This window comes from Modicisalibacter sp., from assembly GCF_055145905.1.
This window is the reverse complement of the sequence record NZ_JBSREH010000044.1, coordinates 63,562-77,902: the sequence shown is the minus strand read 5'-3', so window position 1 is coordinate 77,902 and position 14,341 is coordinate 63,562. Positions and strand designations below refer to the sequence as shown.

The 14,341-nt window shown below is 67.5% G+C and carries 13 protein-coding genes; 6 read left to right on the top strand and 7 right to left on the bottom strand.

Annotated features, from left to right (window positions below; genetic code table 11):
• Nucleotides 1-86: 86 nt before the first annotated feature.
• Nucleotides 87-671, bottom strand: coding sequence for an oligoribonuclease (orn, locus tag ACTCB7_RS13290; RefSeq protein WP_463007025.1), 585 nt, complete (start codon nucleotides 669-671; stop codon nucleotides 87-89).
• 107 nt (nucleotides 672-778) lie between these two features.
• On the opposite strand from orn, the gene rsgA reads away from it, so the two are divergent.
• The 5 genes from rsgA (at nucleotide 779) to ACTCB7_RS13265 (ending at nucleotide 5,756) form a co-directional block, all read left to right on the top strand.
• Nucleotides 779-1,792 carry a small ribosomal subunit biogenesis GTPase RsgA gene (rsgA, locus tag ACTCB7_RS13285; protein ID WP_463007024.1) on the top strand — a complete coding sequence of 338 codons (1,014 nt, stop codon included), beginning with the start codon at nucleotides 779-781 and terminating at the stop codon, nucleotides 1,790-1,792.
• An 88-nt stretch (nucleotides 1,793-1,880) separates the two neighbouring features.
• A complete protein-coding gene (locus tag ACTCB7_RS13280) occupies nucleotides 1,881-2,714 on the top strand; it encodes a sulfurtransferase (protein WP_463007023.1) in 834 nt (277 codons plus the stop codon).
• A gap of 79 nt (nucleotides 2,715-2,793) precedes the next feature.
• Nucleotides 2,794-3,684: an archaetidylserine decarboxylase gene (asd, locus tag ACTCB7_RS13275; protein WP_463007022.1), complete on the top strand. Its 891-nt coding sequence runs from the start codon at nucleotides 2,794-2,796 to the stop codon at nucleotides 3,682-3,684.
• Nucleotides 3,685-3,975: 291 nt separating this feature from the next.
• A complete protein-coding gene (locus tag ACTCB7_RS13270) occupies nucleotides 3,976-4,665 on the top strand; it encodes a cupin domain-containing protein (protein ID WP_224415313.1) in 690 nt (229 codons plus the stop codon).
• On the top strand, nucleotides 4,647-5,756 hold the full coding sequence (locus tag ACTCB7_RS13265) for a flavin monoamine oxidase family protein (RefSeq protein WP_224415314.1): 1,110 nt from the start codon (nucleotides 4,647-4,649) through the stop codon (nucleotides 5,754-5,756). Before ACTCB7_RS13270 ends, ACTCB7_RS13265 begins: the two co-directional genes overlap by 19 nt.
• A 136-nt stretch (nucleotides 5,757-5,892) precedes the next feature.
• Here ACTCB7_RS13265 and epmA read toward each other — a convergent pair whose 3' ends face one another.
• Nucleotides 5,893-6,861: an EF-P lysine aminoacylase EpmA gene (gene epmA / locus ACTCB7_RS13260; RefSeq protein WP_463007021.1), complete on the bottom strand. Its 969-nt coding sequence runs from the start codon at nucleotides 6,859-6,861 to the stop codon at nucleotides 5,893-5,895.
• A 223-nt stretch (nucleotides 6,862-7,084) separates the two neighbouring features.
• Nucleotides 7,085-7,651 (bottom strand): elongation factor P, encoded by a 567-nt coding sequence (gene efp, locus ACTCB7_RS13255; RefSeq protein WP_224415316.1) that lies wholly within the window; start codon nucleotides 7,649-7,651, stop codon nucleotides 7,085-7,087.
• A gap of 99 nt (nucleotides 7,652-7,750) precedes the next feature.
• On the opposite strand from efp, the gene epmB reads away from it, so the two are divergent.
• Nucleotides 7,751-8,791 (top strand): EF-P beta-lysylation protein EpmB, encoded by a 1,041-nt coding sequence (gene epmB / locus ACTCB7_RS13250; protein WP_463007020.1) that lies wholly within the window; start codon nucleotides 7,751-7,753, stop codon nucleotides 8,789-8,791.
• Nucleotides 8,792-8,879: 88 nt separating this feature from the next.
• Here epmB and leuA read toward each other — a convergent pair whose 3' ends face one another.
• The 4 genes from leuA to serB form a co-directional block, all read right to left on the bottom strand.
• Nucleotides 8,880-10,589 (bottom strand): 2-isopropylmalate synthase, encoded by a 1,710-nt coding sequence (gene leuA, locus ACTCB7_RS13245; protein WP_463007019.1) that lies wholly within the window; start codon nucleotides 10,587-10,589, stop codon nucleotides 8,880-8,882.
• A 407-nt stretch (nucleotides 10,590-10,996) separates the two neighbouring features.
• Nucleotides 10,997-11,248 carry a TIGR02647 family protein gene (locus ACTCB7_RS13240; protein ID WP_224415319.1) on the bottom strand — a complete coding sequence of 84 codons (252 nt, stop codon included), beginning with the start codon at nucleotides 11,246-11,248 and terminating at the stop codon, nucleotides 10,997-10,999.
• A 79-nt stretch (nucleotides 11,249-11,327) separates the two neighbouring features.
• Nucleotides 11,328-13,028: an HD domain-containing phosphohydrolase gene (locus ACTCB7_RS13235; RefSeq protein ID WP_463007018.1), complete on the bottom strand. Its 1,701-nt coding sequence runs from the start codon at nucleotides 13,026-13,028 to the stop codon at nucleotides 11,328-11,330.
• Between the two features lie 82 nt (nucleotides 13,029-13,110).
• Nucleotides 13,111-14,331 carry a phosphoserine phosphatase SerB gene (gene serB, locus ACTCB7_RS13230; protein ID WP_224415321.1) on the bottom strand — a complete coding sequence of 407 codons (1,221 nt, stop codon included), beginning with the start codon at nucleotides 14,329-14,331 and terminating at the stop codon, nucleotides 13,111-13,113.
• Between the last annotated feature and the right edge of the window lie 10 nt (nucleotides 14,332-14,341).

Below are 14,341 nucleotides of genomic sequence, written 5' to 3'. Positions count from 1 at the left end.
AAGCCGCAAGCCGTAAGCCAGACGATCTGCAATAAGCCGTTCTAGTCAGGTTTTTCTTACCGCTTAACGCTTACAGCTTATAGCTTTCATTCCTCCTCGTCGTGCCTCGGCGCCTCGAGGTTGAGGAAGGTACGCCGATAGTGGCGCAGCTCGGCGACCGACTCGCGAATGTCGTCCAGGGCCTGATGGCTGGCGCGCTTCTCGAAGCCCTTGAGCGCCGCCGGATTCCAGCGCTTGGCCAGCTCCTTGAGGGTCGAGACGTCGAGGTTGCGATAGTGGAAGAACGCCAGCAGTTCGGGCATCTCGCGCTCCAGGAAGCGCCGGTCCTGATGAATGCTGTTGCCGCACATCGGCGAGGAGTTGGCCACCACGTGCTGCTTGAGAAAGTCCAGCGTGCGCTGCTCGGCCTCGGCGGTATCCACCGTGCTGGCCTTGACCCGGTCGATCAGCCCCGAGTCGCCGTGGGTCTTGGTGTTCCAGTCATCCATGCCCGCCAGCAGGGCGTCGGATTGCTTGACGGCGATCACCGGCCCTTCGGCGATCGGGTTCAGCTCGTTGTCGGTGATCAGGGTGGCGATCTCGATGATGCGCTCCCGGTCGGGATCGAGCCCGGTCATCTCGAGATCGATCCATACCAGACGATCGTTGCGCGGGGCGTTGGCATCGGCCATTGGCGGCTCCTTGGTCGGTGGCGGCGCTATCCGATCCGGGGAAGGGGTCGGACAGCGGCGGCGTGGCTGGTTACAATGCCTGCCATTGTACGCTTCGCCGAGGCCCCATGAGCAAACGCAAGCTATCCCGCCAGCAGCGCTGGCGCATCGAGAAGATCCAGGCCGAACGCGCCGCCCGTGCCGAACGCCAGGCCGAGCGCGAGACCCGCTCGCTGGAAGCCGGTGAACATGGCCCTGAGCAGCCCGGGCGTGTGATCGCCCACTTCGGCCGCACACTGGATGTTCGCGGCGACACCGACGCGACCCTGCACCGCTGCCACCTGCGCGCCAATCTCGAGGGCCTGGTCACCGGCGACCGGGTGGTCTGGCGCCGGGCCGACGACGACAGCGGCGTGGTGGTGGCCCGCGACACGCGCGACAACGTTCTCGAGCGCCCCGACGCCCGCGGCCAGCTCAAGCCGGTGGCGGCCAACATCGATCAGATTCTGATCGTCTTCGCGGTCGAGCCCGCCCCCTTCGCCAACCTGATCGACCGCTACCTGGTGGCCGCCGAGGCCACCGGCATCATGCCGGTGCTGGTGCTCAACAAGACCGACCTGCTGCCCGAGGACGGCGGCGCCCTCGCGCACCTGCTCGAGCGTTACCGCGGCCTCGGCTACACGGTGGTACGCGCCACCACCCGGGGCGACACCGGCCTCGACGCCCTGCATGCCCAGCTCACCGGGCGCACCTCGGTGTTCGTCGGCCAGAGCGGCGTGGGCAAGTCTTCGCTCATCGACCGCCTGCTGCCGGATGAAGCCCTGCGGATCGGCGCACTCTCCGAGGACTCGCGCAAGGGCACCCATACCACCACCACCGCCCGGCTCTACGCCCTGCCCGCCGGCGGCGAACTGATCGACTCGCCGGGCATCCGCGAGTTCGGCCTCGGCCACCTCGACGCCCGACAGATCACCGACGGCTTCGTCGAGTTTCGCGACTACCTGGGCCGCTGCCGATTCCGCGACTGCCGCCATCGTGATGAACCCGGCTGTGCCCTGCAGGCGGCGATCGACGCCGGCGAGATCAGTGCCGAACGCTTCGCCAGCTACCGCCGCATCCTCGACGAACAGGCCGGCCGCTGAGCCGCGACGGAACGCTACGCCGGGGCGGTCGCCAGCCGCCGGCGGCTGTGACATCATCCGGACATCCGCTGACCGAAAGGAGTCGACGATGAGCTCTGAAGACAACCTGCTACCGCTGATCGTGGAGCCCGCCCAGCTCGCCGAGCATCTCGATGCCCCCCAGCTGCTGATCATCGATGTGCCGCTCAAGGCCGAGAGCTACGACGAGGGGCACGTGCCCGGCGCGGTCTTTCTCGACCATCGCCGCCTGATGGCCGGCAGCGGCGACGTGCCCAATGATGTTCCCGACGAGGCCGCACTGTCCGAGCTGTTCTCGTCGCTGGGCCTGACCCGCGATACGCACGTTGTGGCCTACGACGACGAGGGCGGCGGCTGGGCCGGACGCCTGCTGTGGACCCTCGAACTGATCGGTCATACCCGCTATTCCTATCTCAACGGCGGTATCCGCGCCTGGCGCGCCGCCGGGCTCGAGACCAGCCGCGAACCGCGCCTGCCGCGCCCCAGCGACTACCAGGCCGAGATCCGTCATCCCGAGGTGCTGATCACCCGCGACGAGCTTCTCGAACGCCTCGGCGATCGAACGTTGGCCGTCTGGGATGCACGCTCTCCCGAGGAATACCGCGGCGAGAAGGGCCAGAATCGCCGCCTCGGACATATCCCCGGCGCGGTCAACCTGGAGTGGACCCGCGCCATGGACCCCGAGCGCGGCCTGCGCATCCGCGACTACGCCGAGCTGGTCACCGAACTCGAGGCTCTGGGGCTGACCCCGGACATGGAAGTGGCCACCCACTGCCAGAGCCATCACCGCAGCGGCTTCACCTGGCTGGTCGGCAAGGCGCTGGGCTTCGAGCACATGCGCGGCTACGCCGGGTCCTGGAAGGAATGGGGAAACCGCGACGATACCCCGGTCGAGACACCCTAAGCCCTGAAGCCCGCATATTGCGCTCCCCGGCCGCCGCGACTATCGTGGCGGCTTCGTTTTCCAGCCGTGGATGCCTGCCGTGGATCGCGCCCAGCTGTTCGCCCTGAGTCAGTACCCCCTGCCCCATCACGGGCTGTCACGCCTGATCGGCCGATTCGCCGAATGCCGCACGCCGTGGCTGAAGGACCGGCTGATCCGGCGCTTCATCCGCACCTTCGATGTCGACATGAGCCAGGCCCGCGAACCCGATCCGCGTGCCTACCCCTGCTTCAATGACTTCTTCACCCGCGCACTGCGCGACGACGCCCGACCGCTCGGCGAGGGACTGGTCTCGCCCGCTGACGGCCTGCTCTCGCAGTCCGGGCGCCTCGAGGACGGCACCCTGGTCCAGGCCAAGGGGCGGCATTACTCGCTGACCACCCTGCTCGGCGGTGACGCCGACCGGGCGGCGACCTTCCGCGGCGGCAGCTTCGCCACCATCTACCTCTCGCCTCGCGACTACCACCGCGTGCACATGCCGCTGGACGCCACCCTGCGCGAGATGGTCTACGTCCCCGGCCGGCTGTTCTCGGTCAATCTGGCCACCGCCGAGCATGTCCCCGACCTGTTCGCCCGCAACGAGCGCCTGGTGTGCTTCTTCGACACGCCCCAGGGGCCGCTGGCGATGGTGCTGGTCGGGGCGATGATCGTGGCGGCCATCGAGACCGTGTGGGCCGGGCAGATCACGCCCCTGGCCGGACGCATCCAGAGCACCCGCTTCGACACCCCGGTGGAGCTGGCCCGCGGCGCGGAGATGGGCCGCTTCAAGCTGGGCTCGACGGTCATCCTATGCACCGCCGAGCCGGTGGCATTCCGCCAGGACCTGCAGGCCGATGCCAGCCTGGTGCGCATGCGCCAGTCGCTGGGCGAGCTGCCGGGCACGCCGGCCGCCGCCGATCAAGCCGAGCGCCTGCCCGGCACCGCGGATTGAGAGCCTGTACCAGGCCAGGGGCGGCACGAGAAGTCAGCGCGTAGATCCCTCGGGGCTTGTGACGCCGGGAAAGCCCGCCCCGTCTTCCGGTCGGCCGCATCGGCACCCCGCAGGACGTCGCCGAGGGGATCGCCTTCCTGCTGTCAGACCGGACAGGTTGAACCGCCGAAGCTACCGAAACGTGGGTGGCGGCGTCATGGCCGCCGCAACCAAAACAAAAGCCAGTGGTACTGCAACCGGTGTCCCGAATCGCCGGGACCCGCCCCTCTTCCCATGCCTGGAGGAACGATCATGCTCGTCAATGCCGACTTCACGCGTCGCGTCAACGTGACTCCGGACCAGCACCGATGGGTCACCTCGCCCCAGGGCGGTGTCGAGCGGGTGATGCTCGACCGCATCGGGGCCGAACAGGCCCGTGCCACCAGCATCGTGCGTTACGCCGCCGGTTCCCACTTCCCGGCTCACCGGCATCCCGGTGGCGAAGAAATCCTGGTGCTTTCCGGCATCTTCTCCGATGAGGGTGGCGACTATCCAGCCGGCTGGTATATACGCAATCCGCCAGGCTCGTCCCACCAGCCCTTCAGCCACGAGGGGGCCACTATCTTCGTCAAGCTGCGGCAGATGTCGCCGGATGATGACAGCCAGGTGCGTATCGATACTGGCGACTCGACGAACTGGCACCGTCAAGAGGGTCGCGACGTCTGCCCTCTGTTCTCCCGTGGCACCGAGCGCGTCAGCCTGCAGCGCCTGGCGCCGAACGCTGCCTTTCCCGACGAGACAGCCGGCGGTGCCGAGCTGCTGGTACTGAAAGGTGAACTGGTAATCGAGGGGCACGGCTATCCGCCGGATAGCTGGATCCGCCTGCCCGTCGGCGATCAGCCACGACTGATTGCCGGCCCGGAGGGCGTCACCTTCTATCTGAAGACCGGTCATCTGAGCCGGATAACAGCAGAGGCCTCTGAATGCGCACCACGCGTATAGCCATCGTCGGGGCGGGACTGGCGGGCCTGTATGCCGCTTTCCGGCTCGAGAAGTCAGGGATTCGAGACTACCTGCTCCTCGAGGCCCGTGATCGCCTCGGAGGCCGCATTGAATCGGCGTCCGCGCCATGGGCATCGCCGGATACGGTCGACCACTTCGATCTCGGACCGACCTGGTTCTGGCCCGGCTTCCAGCACCGGCTGGGCTGTCTCGTCGAGGAGCTGGGCCTGGAGCGTTTCGCGCAGTTCGAGACCGGAGACATGCTGATGGAGCGCTCGCCCGACGAGCCTCCCACGCGGATGCAAGGCTTCGCGAACTCACCCCCCTCGATGCGCCTGATCGGTGGGATGGGCGCGCTGGCCGATGCCCTCCACCGGCGCCTGGATACGGCACGTATCCTCACCGGCCAGAGGGTTCATCACCTGCGCGCGACAGCATCGCACATCGAGCTGGACAGCGAAGACGCATCCGGGCGAACCATGATCCAGCGCGCCGAGAGGGTGCTGCTGGCAGTGCCGCCACGACTGGCCGAGGACAGCATCACCTTCTCCCCCTCCCTGCCGCGGGCACTTGCCCGACAGTGGCGCGGGACGCCTACCTGGATGGCGCCCCACGCCAAATACATCGCCCTCTACGATCATCCGTTCTGGCGCGAACAGGGACTCTCCGGCGAGGCCCGCAGCGCCCTCGGCCCGCTGGGCGAGATCCACGACGCATCCGTGCCAGGCGGCCATGCGGCGCTGTTCGGCTTCCTTGGCGTGCCTGCACAGACCCGAAAAAGCGTTCCCGATGATCAACTCCGCCTGCACTGTCGCGTTCAGATGGCGCGCCTGTTCGGCCCTCGGGCCGCGACACCGGCAGTCGACTTCATCAAGGACTGGGCTCAGGATTCCTGCACGGCCACCGTCGCCGACCGGCAACCGACCGCCCAGCACGCCGCAGCACCCGACGCCACGGCCACGACCGGGCCCTGGCATGAACGCCTGACCGGTATCGCCAGCGAGTGGTCACCCCGGTTCCCGGGCTACCTCGCCGGCGCCATTGAGGCTGCCGATCTGGGCGTACAGGCATTGCCCGAGTTCCGCAAGTGAGCCAACCCGGCAGTCTCGGGCTAAAGCACTTCCTTCCATTCCGGCACGTCCACCCTTCATGGCGGTCAGATGGCAAGGGTAGCGCCCAGGCCGCGCCAGGTCTTGTTGCCGGAGCGAGAAGCGTTCTGAATCAGACTCAGCAGCGCGACGCGGGAAAAGCCAGCACCTCGGCCAGCTCGCGGTGGCCCAGCACCAGCTGGATCAGCCGATCGATGCCCAGTGCCACCCCGCTGCCTTCGGGCATGCCCGCCTCGAGCGCGGCGATCAGGCGCTGGTCGACGTCCACCGCGGGCTTGCCGGCGGCCTCACGGGCGGCGTTGTCGGCGGCGAAGCGGGCGGCCTGCTCGTCGGCATCAACGAGTTCATCGTAACCGTTGGCCAGCTCCAGGCCGTCGACGTAGAGCTCGAAGCGCGCGGCCACAGCGTCGCCCTCGTCATCGACGCCGTGGCGCGCCAGCGCCGCCTGGCTGGCCGGGTAGTCCACCACCACGTCGATACCCTCGCGCCCCAGATACGGCTCGATGCAGAAGCTCATCAGCAGGTCCAGACAGCCGTCGCGATCGGCGTCACGCATGTCCAGACCGCCCCGCTCCCCGGCCAACTGGCGCAGGTCTTCGAGTGGCGTGGTGAATGGATCGACAGTCAGCATCTCGCGAAACAGCGAGCGGTAGCGATGCCGGCGACAGGCGCCGCGCCCGGGCAGCAGGGCTCTCACCAACGCCTCGGTCTCGTCGATCAGCGCCGCCAGCGAGAAGCCCGGCCGGTACCACTCGAGCATGGTGAACTCGAGATTGTGCCGCGCTCCCGTCTCGCCGTCGCGGAAGCAGCGCGCCAGCTGGAAGATCGGCCCGCTGCCCGCCGCCAGCAGGCGCTTCATGGCGAACTCCGGTGAGGTCTGCAGCCACAGTCGCTCACGCCCCGCCGGCGTCCTCGCCTCGGTGCACAGCGAATCCAGATGCACTTCGGTGCTGCCGCCGTGGCCCAGCACCGGCGTCTCCACCTCCAGCACGTCGCGCTCGGCGAAGAACGCCCGCACCCGGGCCAGCAGCCGCGCCCGCTCGCGCAGCGTCGCGATCTCTGCCGTGGGCTGCCAATCGATGGTCATTACCATCCCTCATGTACGAAAAAGCCACGCCCCAAAGCGTGGCTTCGACAGGATAAACGGGCTGGCATCGTTTAGAGCGTCATGAGCCCTATTGCCAAAGCCCTCTCCGAGCGACGCTCGGACCAGGCGAATCCCGGGTAAGGCGGCGGAGTTCAGCAGCGCTAAATGAGCAAGCCGTCCCGGGATTCAACACCGTACGAGCGAGCGCAGGAAGGGCCGCTCATCAGGCGCGAGAGACGTACTCCCCGGTCCGCGTATCCACCTTGAGCACTTCACCTTCATTGATGAACAGCGGCACCCGCACCACCGCGCCGGAGGACAGCGTCGCCGGCTTGGAGCCGCCCTGGGCGGTGTCGCCCTTCAGGCCGGGGTCGGTCTCGGTGACTTCCAGCTCGATGAAGTTCGGCGCCGAGACGCTGATCGGGTTGTCGTTCCACAGCGTCACCGTGTAGGCCACCTGCTCCTTGAGCCACTTTTCGGTGTCGCCCAGCGCCCGCTTGTCGACCGCGTACTGCTCGAAAGAGCCGTCGGTCTTCATGAAGTGCCACATCTCACCGTCGTTGTAGAGATACTCCATGTCCAGCTCGAGGACGTCGGCGGCTTCCAGCGATTCGCCGGACTTGAAGGTACGCTCCCAGACACGGCCGGTCATCAGGTTGCGCAGCTTGACGCGGTTGAAGGCCTGGCCCTTGCCCGGCTTGACGAATTCGTTGTCGACGATGGCGCAGGGATCGCCGTCCAGCATCACCTTCAGACCGCCCTTGAATTCGTTGGTAGAATAGCTCGCCATGATTCCTCGCTGATGATCTCGGCGCGCCGCCTGGCGGCCACGCACGTAATGTTTTCGGCCAGGCCGGTGACGGCCTCGCCCCATCGAATGGTGCCCCGAATGATAACCCGAAGCCCGCGTCTTTTGCAGCGCACGGAAGCCGTGCCCGCCGCCCCGATTCATCGGACCGGATCCTGGCAGACCCAGTTGAGCCATGCCGTGCGCGACCCGCGCGAACTGCTCGAGCGTCTCGGCCTCGATGCCGACTGGCTGCCCGGGGCCGAGGCCGGACACGAGCTGTTCGCGGTGCGCGTGCCCGAGGCCTACCTGCGGCGCATCCGCCCCGGCGACCCGGCCGACCCGCTGCTGCGCCAGGTGCTGCCGGTGACGGCCGAGACCCGCACGCCGCCGGGTTTCGTCACCGACCCGCTGGCCGAGGCGGAGCACACCCCGCGGCGCGGGCTGATTCACAAGTATGTCGGGCGCGTGCTGCTGATCACCAGCCCGGCCTGTGCGATCAACTGCCGCTACTGCTTCCGCCGCCACTTCCCGTATGCCGAGAACTCGCCGTCCCGCGAGCAGTGGCAGGAAAGCCTCGACTACCTGCGCGCGGACACGACCATCCGCGAAGCCATTCTTTCCGGCGGCGACCCGCTCGCTTCCAGCGATACTCGGCTGGCATGGCTGGTCGAGGAGCTGGCGGCGATTCCGCACCTGCAGCGGCTGCGCCTGCATACCCGGTTGCCGGTGGTGATTCCCGACCGGGTCGACGACGCCCTGCTGGACTGGCTGGCCGCCACGCGCCTGCAGACGGTGATGGTGCTGCACATCAACCACCCCGCCGAGATCGACGACGCGGTGATCGCCGCCTGCGCACGGCTGAAGGACGCCGGCGTGACCCTGCTCAACCAGAGCGTGCTGCTGCGCGGCGTCAACGATGACGTGGCCGTGCTCGCCGAGCTGTCGGAGGCGCTGTTCGCCGCCGGCATCCTGCCCTACTACCTGCACGTGCTGGACCCGGTGGCCGGCGCGGCGCACTTCGACGTGCCCGACGGCGAGGCGCGTGCCCTGCACCGCGCCCTGCGCGATCGCCTGGCCGGCTTCCTGCTGCCGCGGCTGGTGCGAGAAATCCCCGGCGAGGCAAGCAAGACGCCCCTGTGAGCCGTGAGCAACAAGAACCCCCAGGCGAGGCCTTGGGGGTTATTACTGCCAGCTTATCGCTTACCGCTTACTGCTGCCTGAACTCGGTTCAAGCCAGCGTTTCGGCGGTGACGTTGGGCGCCACGGCCTGGTCGGCGGTCAGGTGGCGGTTGATCGCCCCCAGCACGGCCTTCATCGATGCGCTGGTGATGCTCTCGTCGATGCCCACGCCGAACACCGACCGGTCCGCGATGCGTACCTCCACGTAGGCGATCGCCTCGGCGTCGGACCCCTGACCACGGGCGTGCTCGTGGTAATCGATGATCTCGATGTCGCGGCCGTCGGCGGCCAGCGCCTTGACGAAGGCATCCAGCGGCCCATTGGCGATGCCGCGCACCTCGCGGGTGTCACCGTCGACGGCCAGCGTCGCCTCGAGCTGCAGGCGCGGCCCGTCGCCTTCGGAGCTCAGACGATGATGCAGCAGGCGGTAGTGGGAATCCGCCGTCAGGTATTCATCGGCGAAGGCCTGATAGATCATCTCCGCGGTGATCTCGCGACCGGTGCGTTCGGCCACCGCCTGCACCACCTGGCTGAACTCGATGGACAGCCGGCGCGGCAGCTCGATGCCGAACTCCTGCTCGAGCAGATAGGCCACGCCGCCCTTGCCCGACTGGCTGTTGACGCGGATCACCGCCTCGTAGGTGCGCCCCACGTCGAGCGGGTCGATAGGCAGATAAGGCACGGCCCAGATGCCGTCGGGATTCTCGCGACGCTCGGCCATGCCCTTCTTGATGGCGTCCTGGTGCGAACCGGAGAACGCGGTGAACACCAGATCGCCCACATAGGGGTGACGCGGGTGTACCGGCAGCTGGTTGCAGTGCTCCACCTCACGCATGATCGGCGTGATATTCGAGAAGTCGAGCTCCGGGTGTACGCCCTGGGTGTAGAGGTTCATCGCCAGCGTGACGATGTCGACGTTACCGGTCCGCTCGCCGTTGCCGAACAGCGTGCCCTCGACGCGATCGGCGCCGGCCATCACCCCCAGCTCCGCGGCGGCGACGCCGGTGCCGCGATCATTATGCGGGTGCAGGCTGACGATCAGGCTGTCGCGCCGCGCCACATGCCGGCAGAACCACTCGATCTGGTCGGCATAATGGTTGGGCGTGGCGATCTCCACGGTGGCCGGCAGGTTGACGATCATCGGCTTGTCGGGGGTCGGGCCGTAGGTGGCACTGACCGCGTCAACGATCTGCACGGCGAAGTCCAGCTCCGTGGAGGTGAACAGTTCCGGCGAGTACTGGAAGGTCCACTCGGTTTCCGGATGCTCGGCCATGCGCTGCTTGATCAGCGTGGTGGCGTCGGTGGCGATCTGGATGCACTCGGCCTTGTCGACGCCGAACACCACCCGCCGGAACACCGGATCGGTAGCGTTGTAGACGTGGACGATCGCTCGCTTGGCCCCCTTGAGCGCCTCGAAGGTGCGATCGATCAGGTGCGGACGCGCCTGGGTCAGCACCTGGATGGTCACGTCGTCGGGCACCCGGTCGTTCTCGATCAGTTCTCGCACGTAGTCGAAGTCAATCTGCGAGGCCGACGGGAAGCCCACCTCGATCTGCTTGAAGCCGACGTCCACCAGCAGCTCGAAGAAGCGCCGCTTGCGTTCCAGGTCCATGGGATCGATCAGTGCCTGATTGCCATCACGCATGTCGACGCTGCACCACTGCGGCGGCTGCGTCAGCCGGCGATTGGGCCACTGGCGATCGGGCAGATCGACGGCCTCGAAGGGACGGTACTTGACGGACGGGTCGGACAACATCATGGCGTAGTCTCCTCGGCGTGACGACGGCGGAACGCGCGAGCCGGGCCGCAACGAAAACGCCCCACCGACGGCATCGTCGGCGGGGCGTGACTGGCGGACTCGACCCATTTCGCGCACTGGACGACGACACGCTCGGCATGGGCAGAGGTGCCGGCGTTCGGCGTAACGGTCGTCATGGGGTATCGGGAATGGTAGAACGGCATGGGACTTTCTCGTGATTGGCTGAACGTCAGGACGGATATACACCTTGCACCGGCTTCAGAGGCCGGTGCGCAGGCGTAGTCGTGACGCTAGTGAGAAAGTCGCAGAACCGTGTGTCATGCCCTCAAGAAATCAATTCCCGCGAGGCTTGTCAACTCCGCTCGCCCCGCCGCGCCTGGCTCGCGGCTTTTCCGGGGACACTCGCCTCACCCCGTGGTCACCGGCTCGGCCACCAGCAGCCGCCACAGCGCCTGTGCCTGCTCGGCCGCCTCGCGCCCTCTCTCGGTCAGGTAGCCGCCATCGGCCTGGGTCACCAGCCCCTGATCATACAGGCGACGCGCCGCCGCCACCTGGGCCGGGTCCGCCGAGCCGTGGACCTTGAGCCCCTCCTGACGGGTATCGAGGTTGAACAGACACAGCAGGTTGAGCGCATCGAGAACATCGGGCGAATAGGTCATGACAGCCTCTTGGAACGCCTGTGACAATGCTTTCACTGTAGACGGCTCTCTCCCGCTTCGCCCGCCGCGACTGCGTGCTTCAGCAAAGAGACAACCCCTCGCCGGCCGGGTCGAGCAACTGCTCGAAGCGCCCCAGACGCTCGACCTCACGACCACGGGCCCACTGGTCGAGGCGCTTGTCGGGCGTAAAGCGGTTGCGCACCACATGCACCAGCGCCGGATTGCCCTTCTCGTCGAGCCGGTGGATCCAGCCGACCGCACCGCTGGCAAAGGCCGCCAGACTGCCGATCGGCTGCAGGCCGAAACGGCGGATATAGCGTTGCGCCCATTGGGAGTCGAACCGCTCGCCGTGGGTCAGCAAGTGACGGTAGATGACCTCGGTGCTCCGGGCGGGGCGATCCGGCCGGGGCCGCGCCATGGCATCCACGACATCGACCACTGCGGCGGCCCGGCCCAGCGTCGACAACGATTCGCCCGAAAGCCCCTGCGGGTAGCCACTGCCGTCGAGCCGCTCATTGATTTCGACGACCACGCTCTTGACGACGTCCGGCGCCAGCCAGCGGCACTCCCCGAGACGCTCGCGCAGCGCCTCGACGTGCCCCGTCAACTGGCGATGCTGCTCGTCGTCGAACTGCCTGGCGGACAGCAGTGCATCAGGCAGCAGCGCCTTGCCCAGATCATGCACCAGCGCCGAAGCCACGACCGCCTTGAGCAGCTCGCGAGGGACTTGGCGGCTGGCCACCAGATCAGCCAGCCGCGCCGCCACGGCGATGCCGTGCTGCACGACCACCGGCTCGCGCTGCAGGCAGACGGTGGCGAACAGCAGTGCCTCGCGGTCCTGTTCCAGAAGACTCAACAGCAGGTCACTGGCCTTGGACAACCGCGCGCTGTCCAGACGCTGCCCCTGCCTGAGTTCGAGCACCTGGGCGTTGAGCAGATCGGCCACCTTGCTCAGGCGGCGCGCCATGGGCGTGGCATAACGCGTCTCGCTGGCCGTCTGCGCCGCCAGCGACGGCTTGTCGGCAGGGGGCTGAAACAGCGGCGACGGCGCCAGGTTGCGGCCGCTGACGGCATCCCGGGCACTCTCGCGCTCGATCTCCTTGACCAGATACCACACCAGTCGCTCGAAGCGCGGCGCCGCGTCATCGAAGGCGAAGCCGACCAGCGCCCGCTGCCAGCGGTCGTCTGAAGTCACGTGGCGTACCTCGCCCCGCGCTTCCAGGCGCTGACCGCTGGGAAAGATCGCCTCGACCCGGTCGAGAATCTGCCCCTGCTCCAGGTGCACCGCCTCGCCGAGCGGCAGTTGCAACAGACAGCCCCCCAGGGAAAGGTTGAGCAGCTCGCCGCGAATCACCCGCGTGTCGAGCGTGATTTCGACGGGCACCTGCATGCCCGACTTGAGCTCGGCGCGGAAGGCGTGGCGGCGGTGCCAGGCGTCGAACGCCTCGGGATAGGGGCACAAGAAGCGCAACCGTCCGGGCGTACCGTTCATCGGGCTCGCCGTCAGCGGGTGGGTCGAGACCATCGCCCCGCGCGCCTGCCCCGAAAGCCGGAACGGGCGCTCCGCCACCAGACCGCTGGCCACCTCCGGCGCCGCGGTCACATCGAGTATCAGGTGCTCGCCTTCCTGGTACTCGACCAGCAGGACGGAGTGCGGCACCGAGGACTGGTCCTCGAAGATCAACGAGATATCGCCGGGCTGTGTCAGTGCGTCGAGAATGTCGGCGACTTCCCGCGGATGCTCGATCACCTGGGTCGGTGTCTCGCTCAGTGTCTCCATGAATGTATTTCCCGTCAGGGCGGAGCGACCCGGCCTCCCTGACGACGGCCGCTCCCGATAGTTGTGTGATCCGGCCACGGAATCAGGCTTCCAGGTCCCCGTGGCGATAGCCGATCAGGTAGAGAACGGCATCGATGCCCAGCGTGGAGATCGACTGCCGGGCCCGCTGGCGCACCAGCGGCTTGGCGCGAAAGGCGATGCCCAGCCCGGCGGTGGCGAGCATCTTGAGATCGTTGGCACCGTCACCCACGGCGATGGTCTGTTCGAGCCGCAGGCCCTCGCGTTCGGCGATCTCGGCCAGCAGCGCCGCCTTGCGGTCGGCATCGACGATCGGCTCGCGCACCTCGCCGGTCACCTTGCCGTTCTCGATTACCAGCTCGTTGGCATGTATTTCGTCAAAACCCAGGCGTTTCTGAAGGTGGCGGGCAAAATACGTGAATCCCCCGGAGAGGATCACCGTGCGATAGCCCAGCCGCTTGAGGTGGGCCATCAGCCGCTCGAGCCCGTCCATCAACGGCAGGTTCTCGGCAATCTCGGCCAGCACCGACTCGTCGAGTCCCTTGAGCTTCGCCATGCGTTCGCGAAAGCTCTGCTGGAAATCCAGTTCACCGCGCATGGCACGCTCGGTGACCGCCGCCACCTCGTCGCCGACGCCATGACGGCGCGCCAGCTCGTCGATCACCTCGGTCTGAATGAGGGTCGAATCCATGTCGAAGCAGATCAGCCGGCGATGCCGCCGCCAGATCGAGTCCTCCTGGATGGCGATGTCCACGCCGTGCATGGCGCCCAGTGCCAGTGCCCGCTCGCGCAGGCTTTCCAGGTCGACCTCCTCGCCGCGCAGCCAGCACTCCACGCAGGCACCGTGTTCCGGCGCCTCGCCGTCCAGCGGGGTGCCGCCCAGCGGCTCACGCCCCGACAGACGATGGATCAGCTCCACGGTCAGGCCGTGCTCGGCGGTGAGCGCGCCGACCTCAGCGAGAATGCCCGCCGGCAGGCGCGGCGCCAGGAGGGTGAGGATCAGCCGGGGCCGGCTGGCCTGGGCGCTCCAGCGATGGTAGTCCTCGGCGGCGACCTGGATGGCCTGGACGTCGAGCCCCAGGTGGTCGCCGGCCTCGGCCAGCGTGGCCTCGAGGCTGGCATCGTGGTCGAGACCCACCAGCGCCTCGAAGTCGACGATACCGAAGGTCACGCTCTGGTTGATGTCCAGCAGCCGCGCGCCACAGGTGGCCAGCGCCTTGCCCAGCCCGGCCAGCTGGCCGGGCTGGGCGCTGCCCGTGGCGCGAATCAGAAATCGTTGTGTCATTGCATCCTCA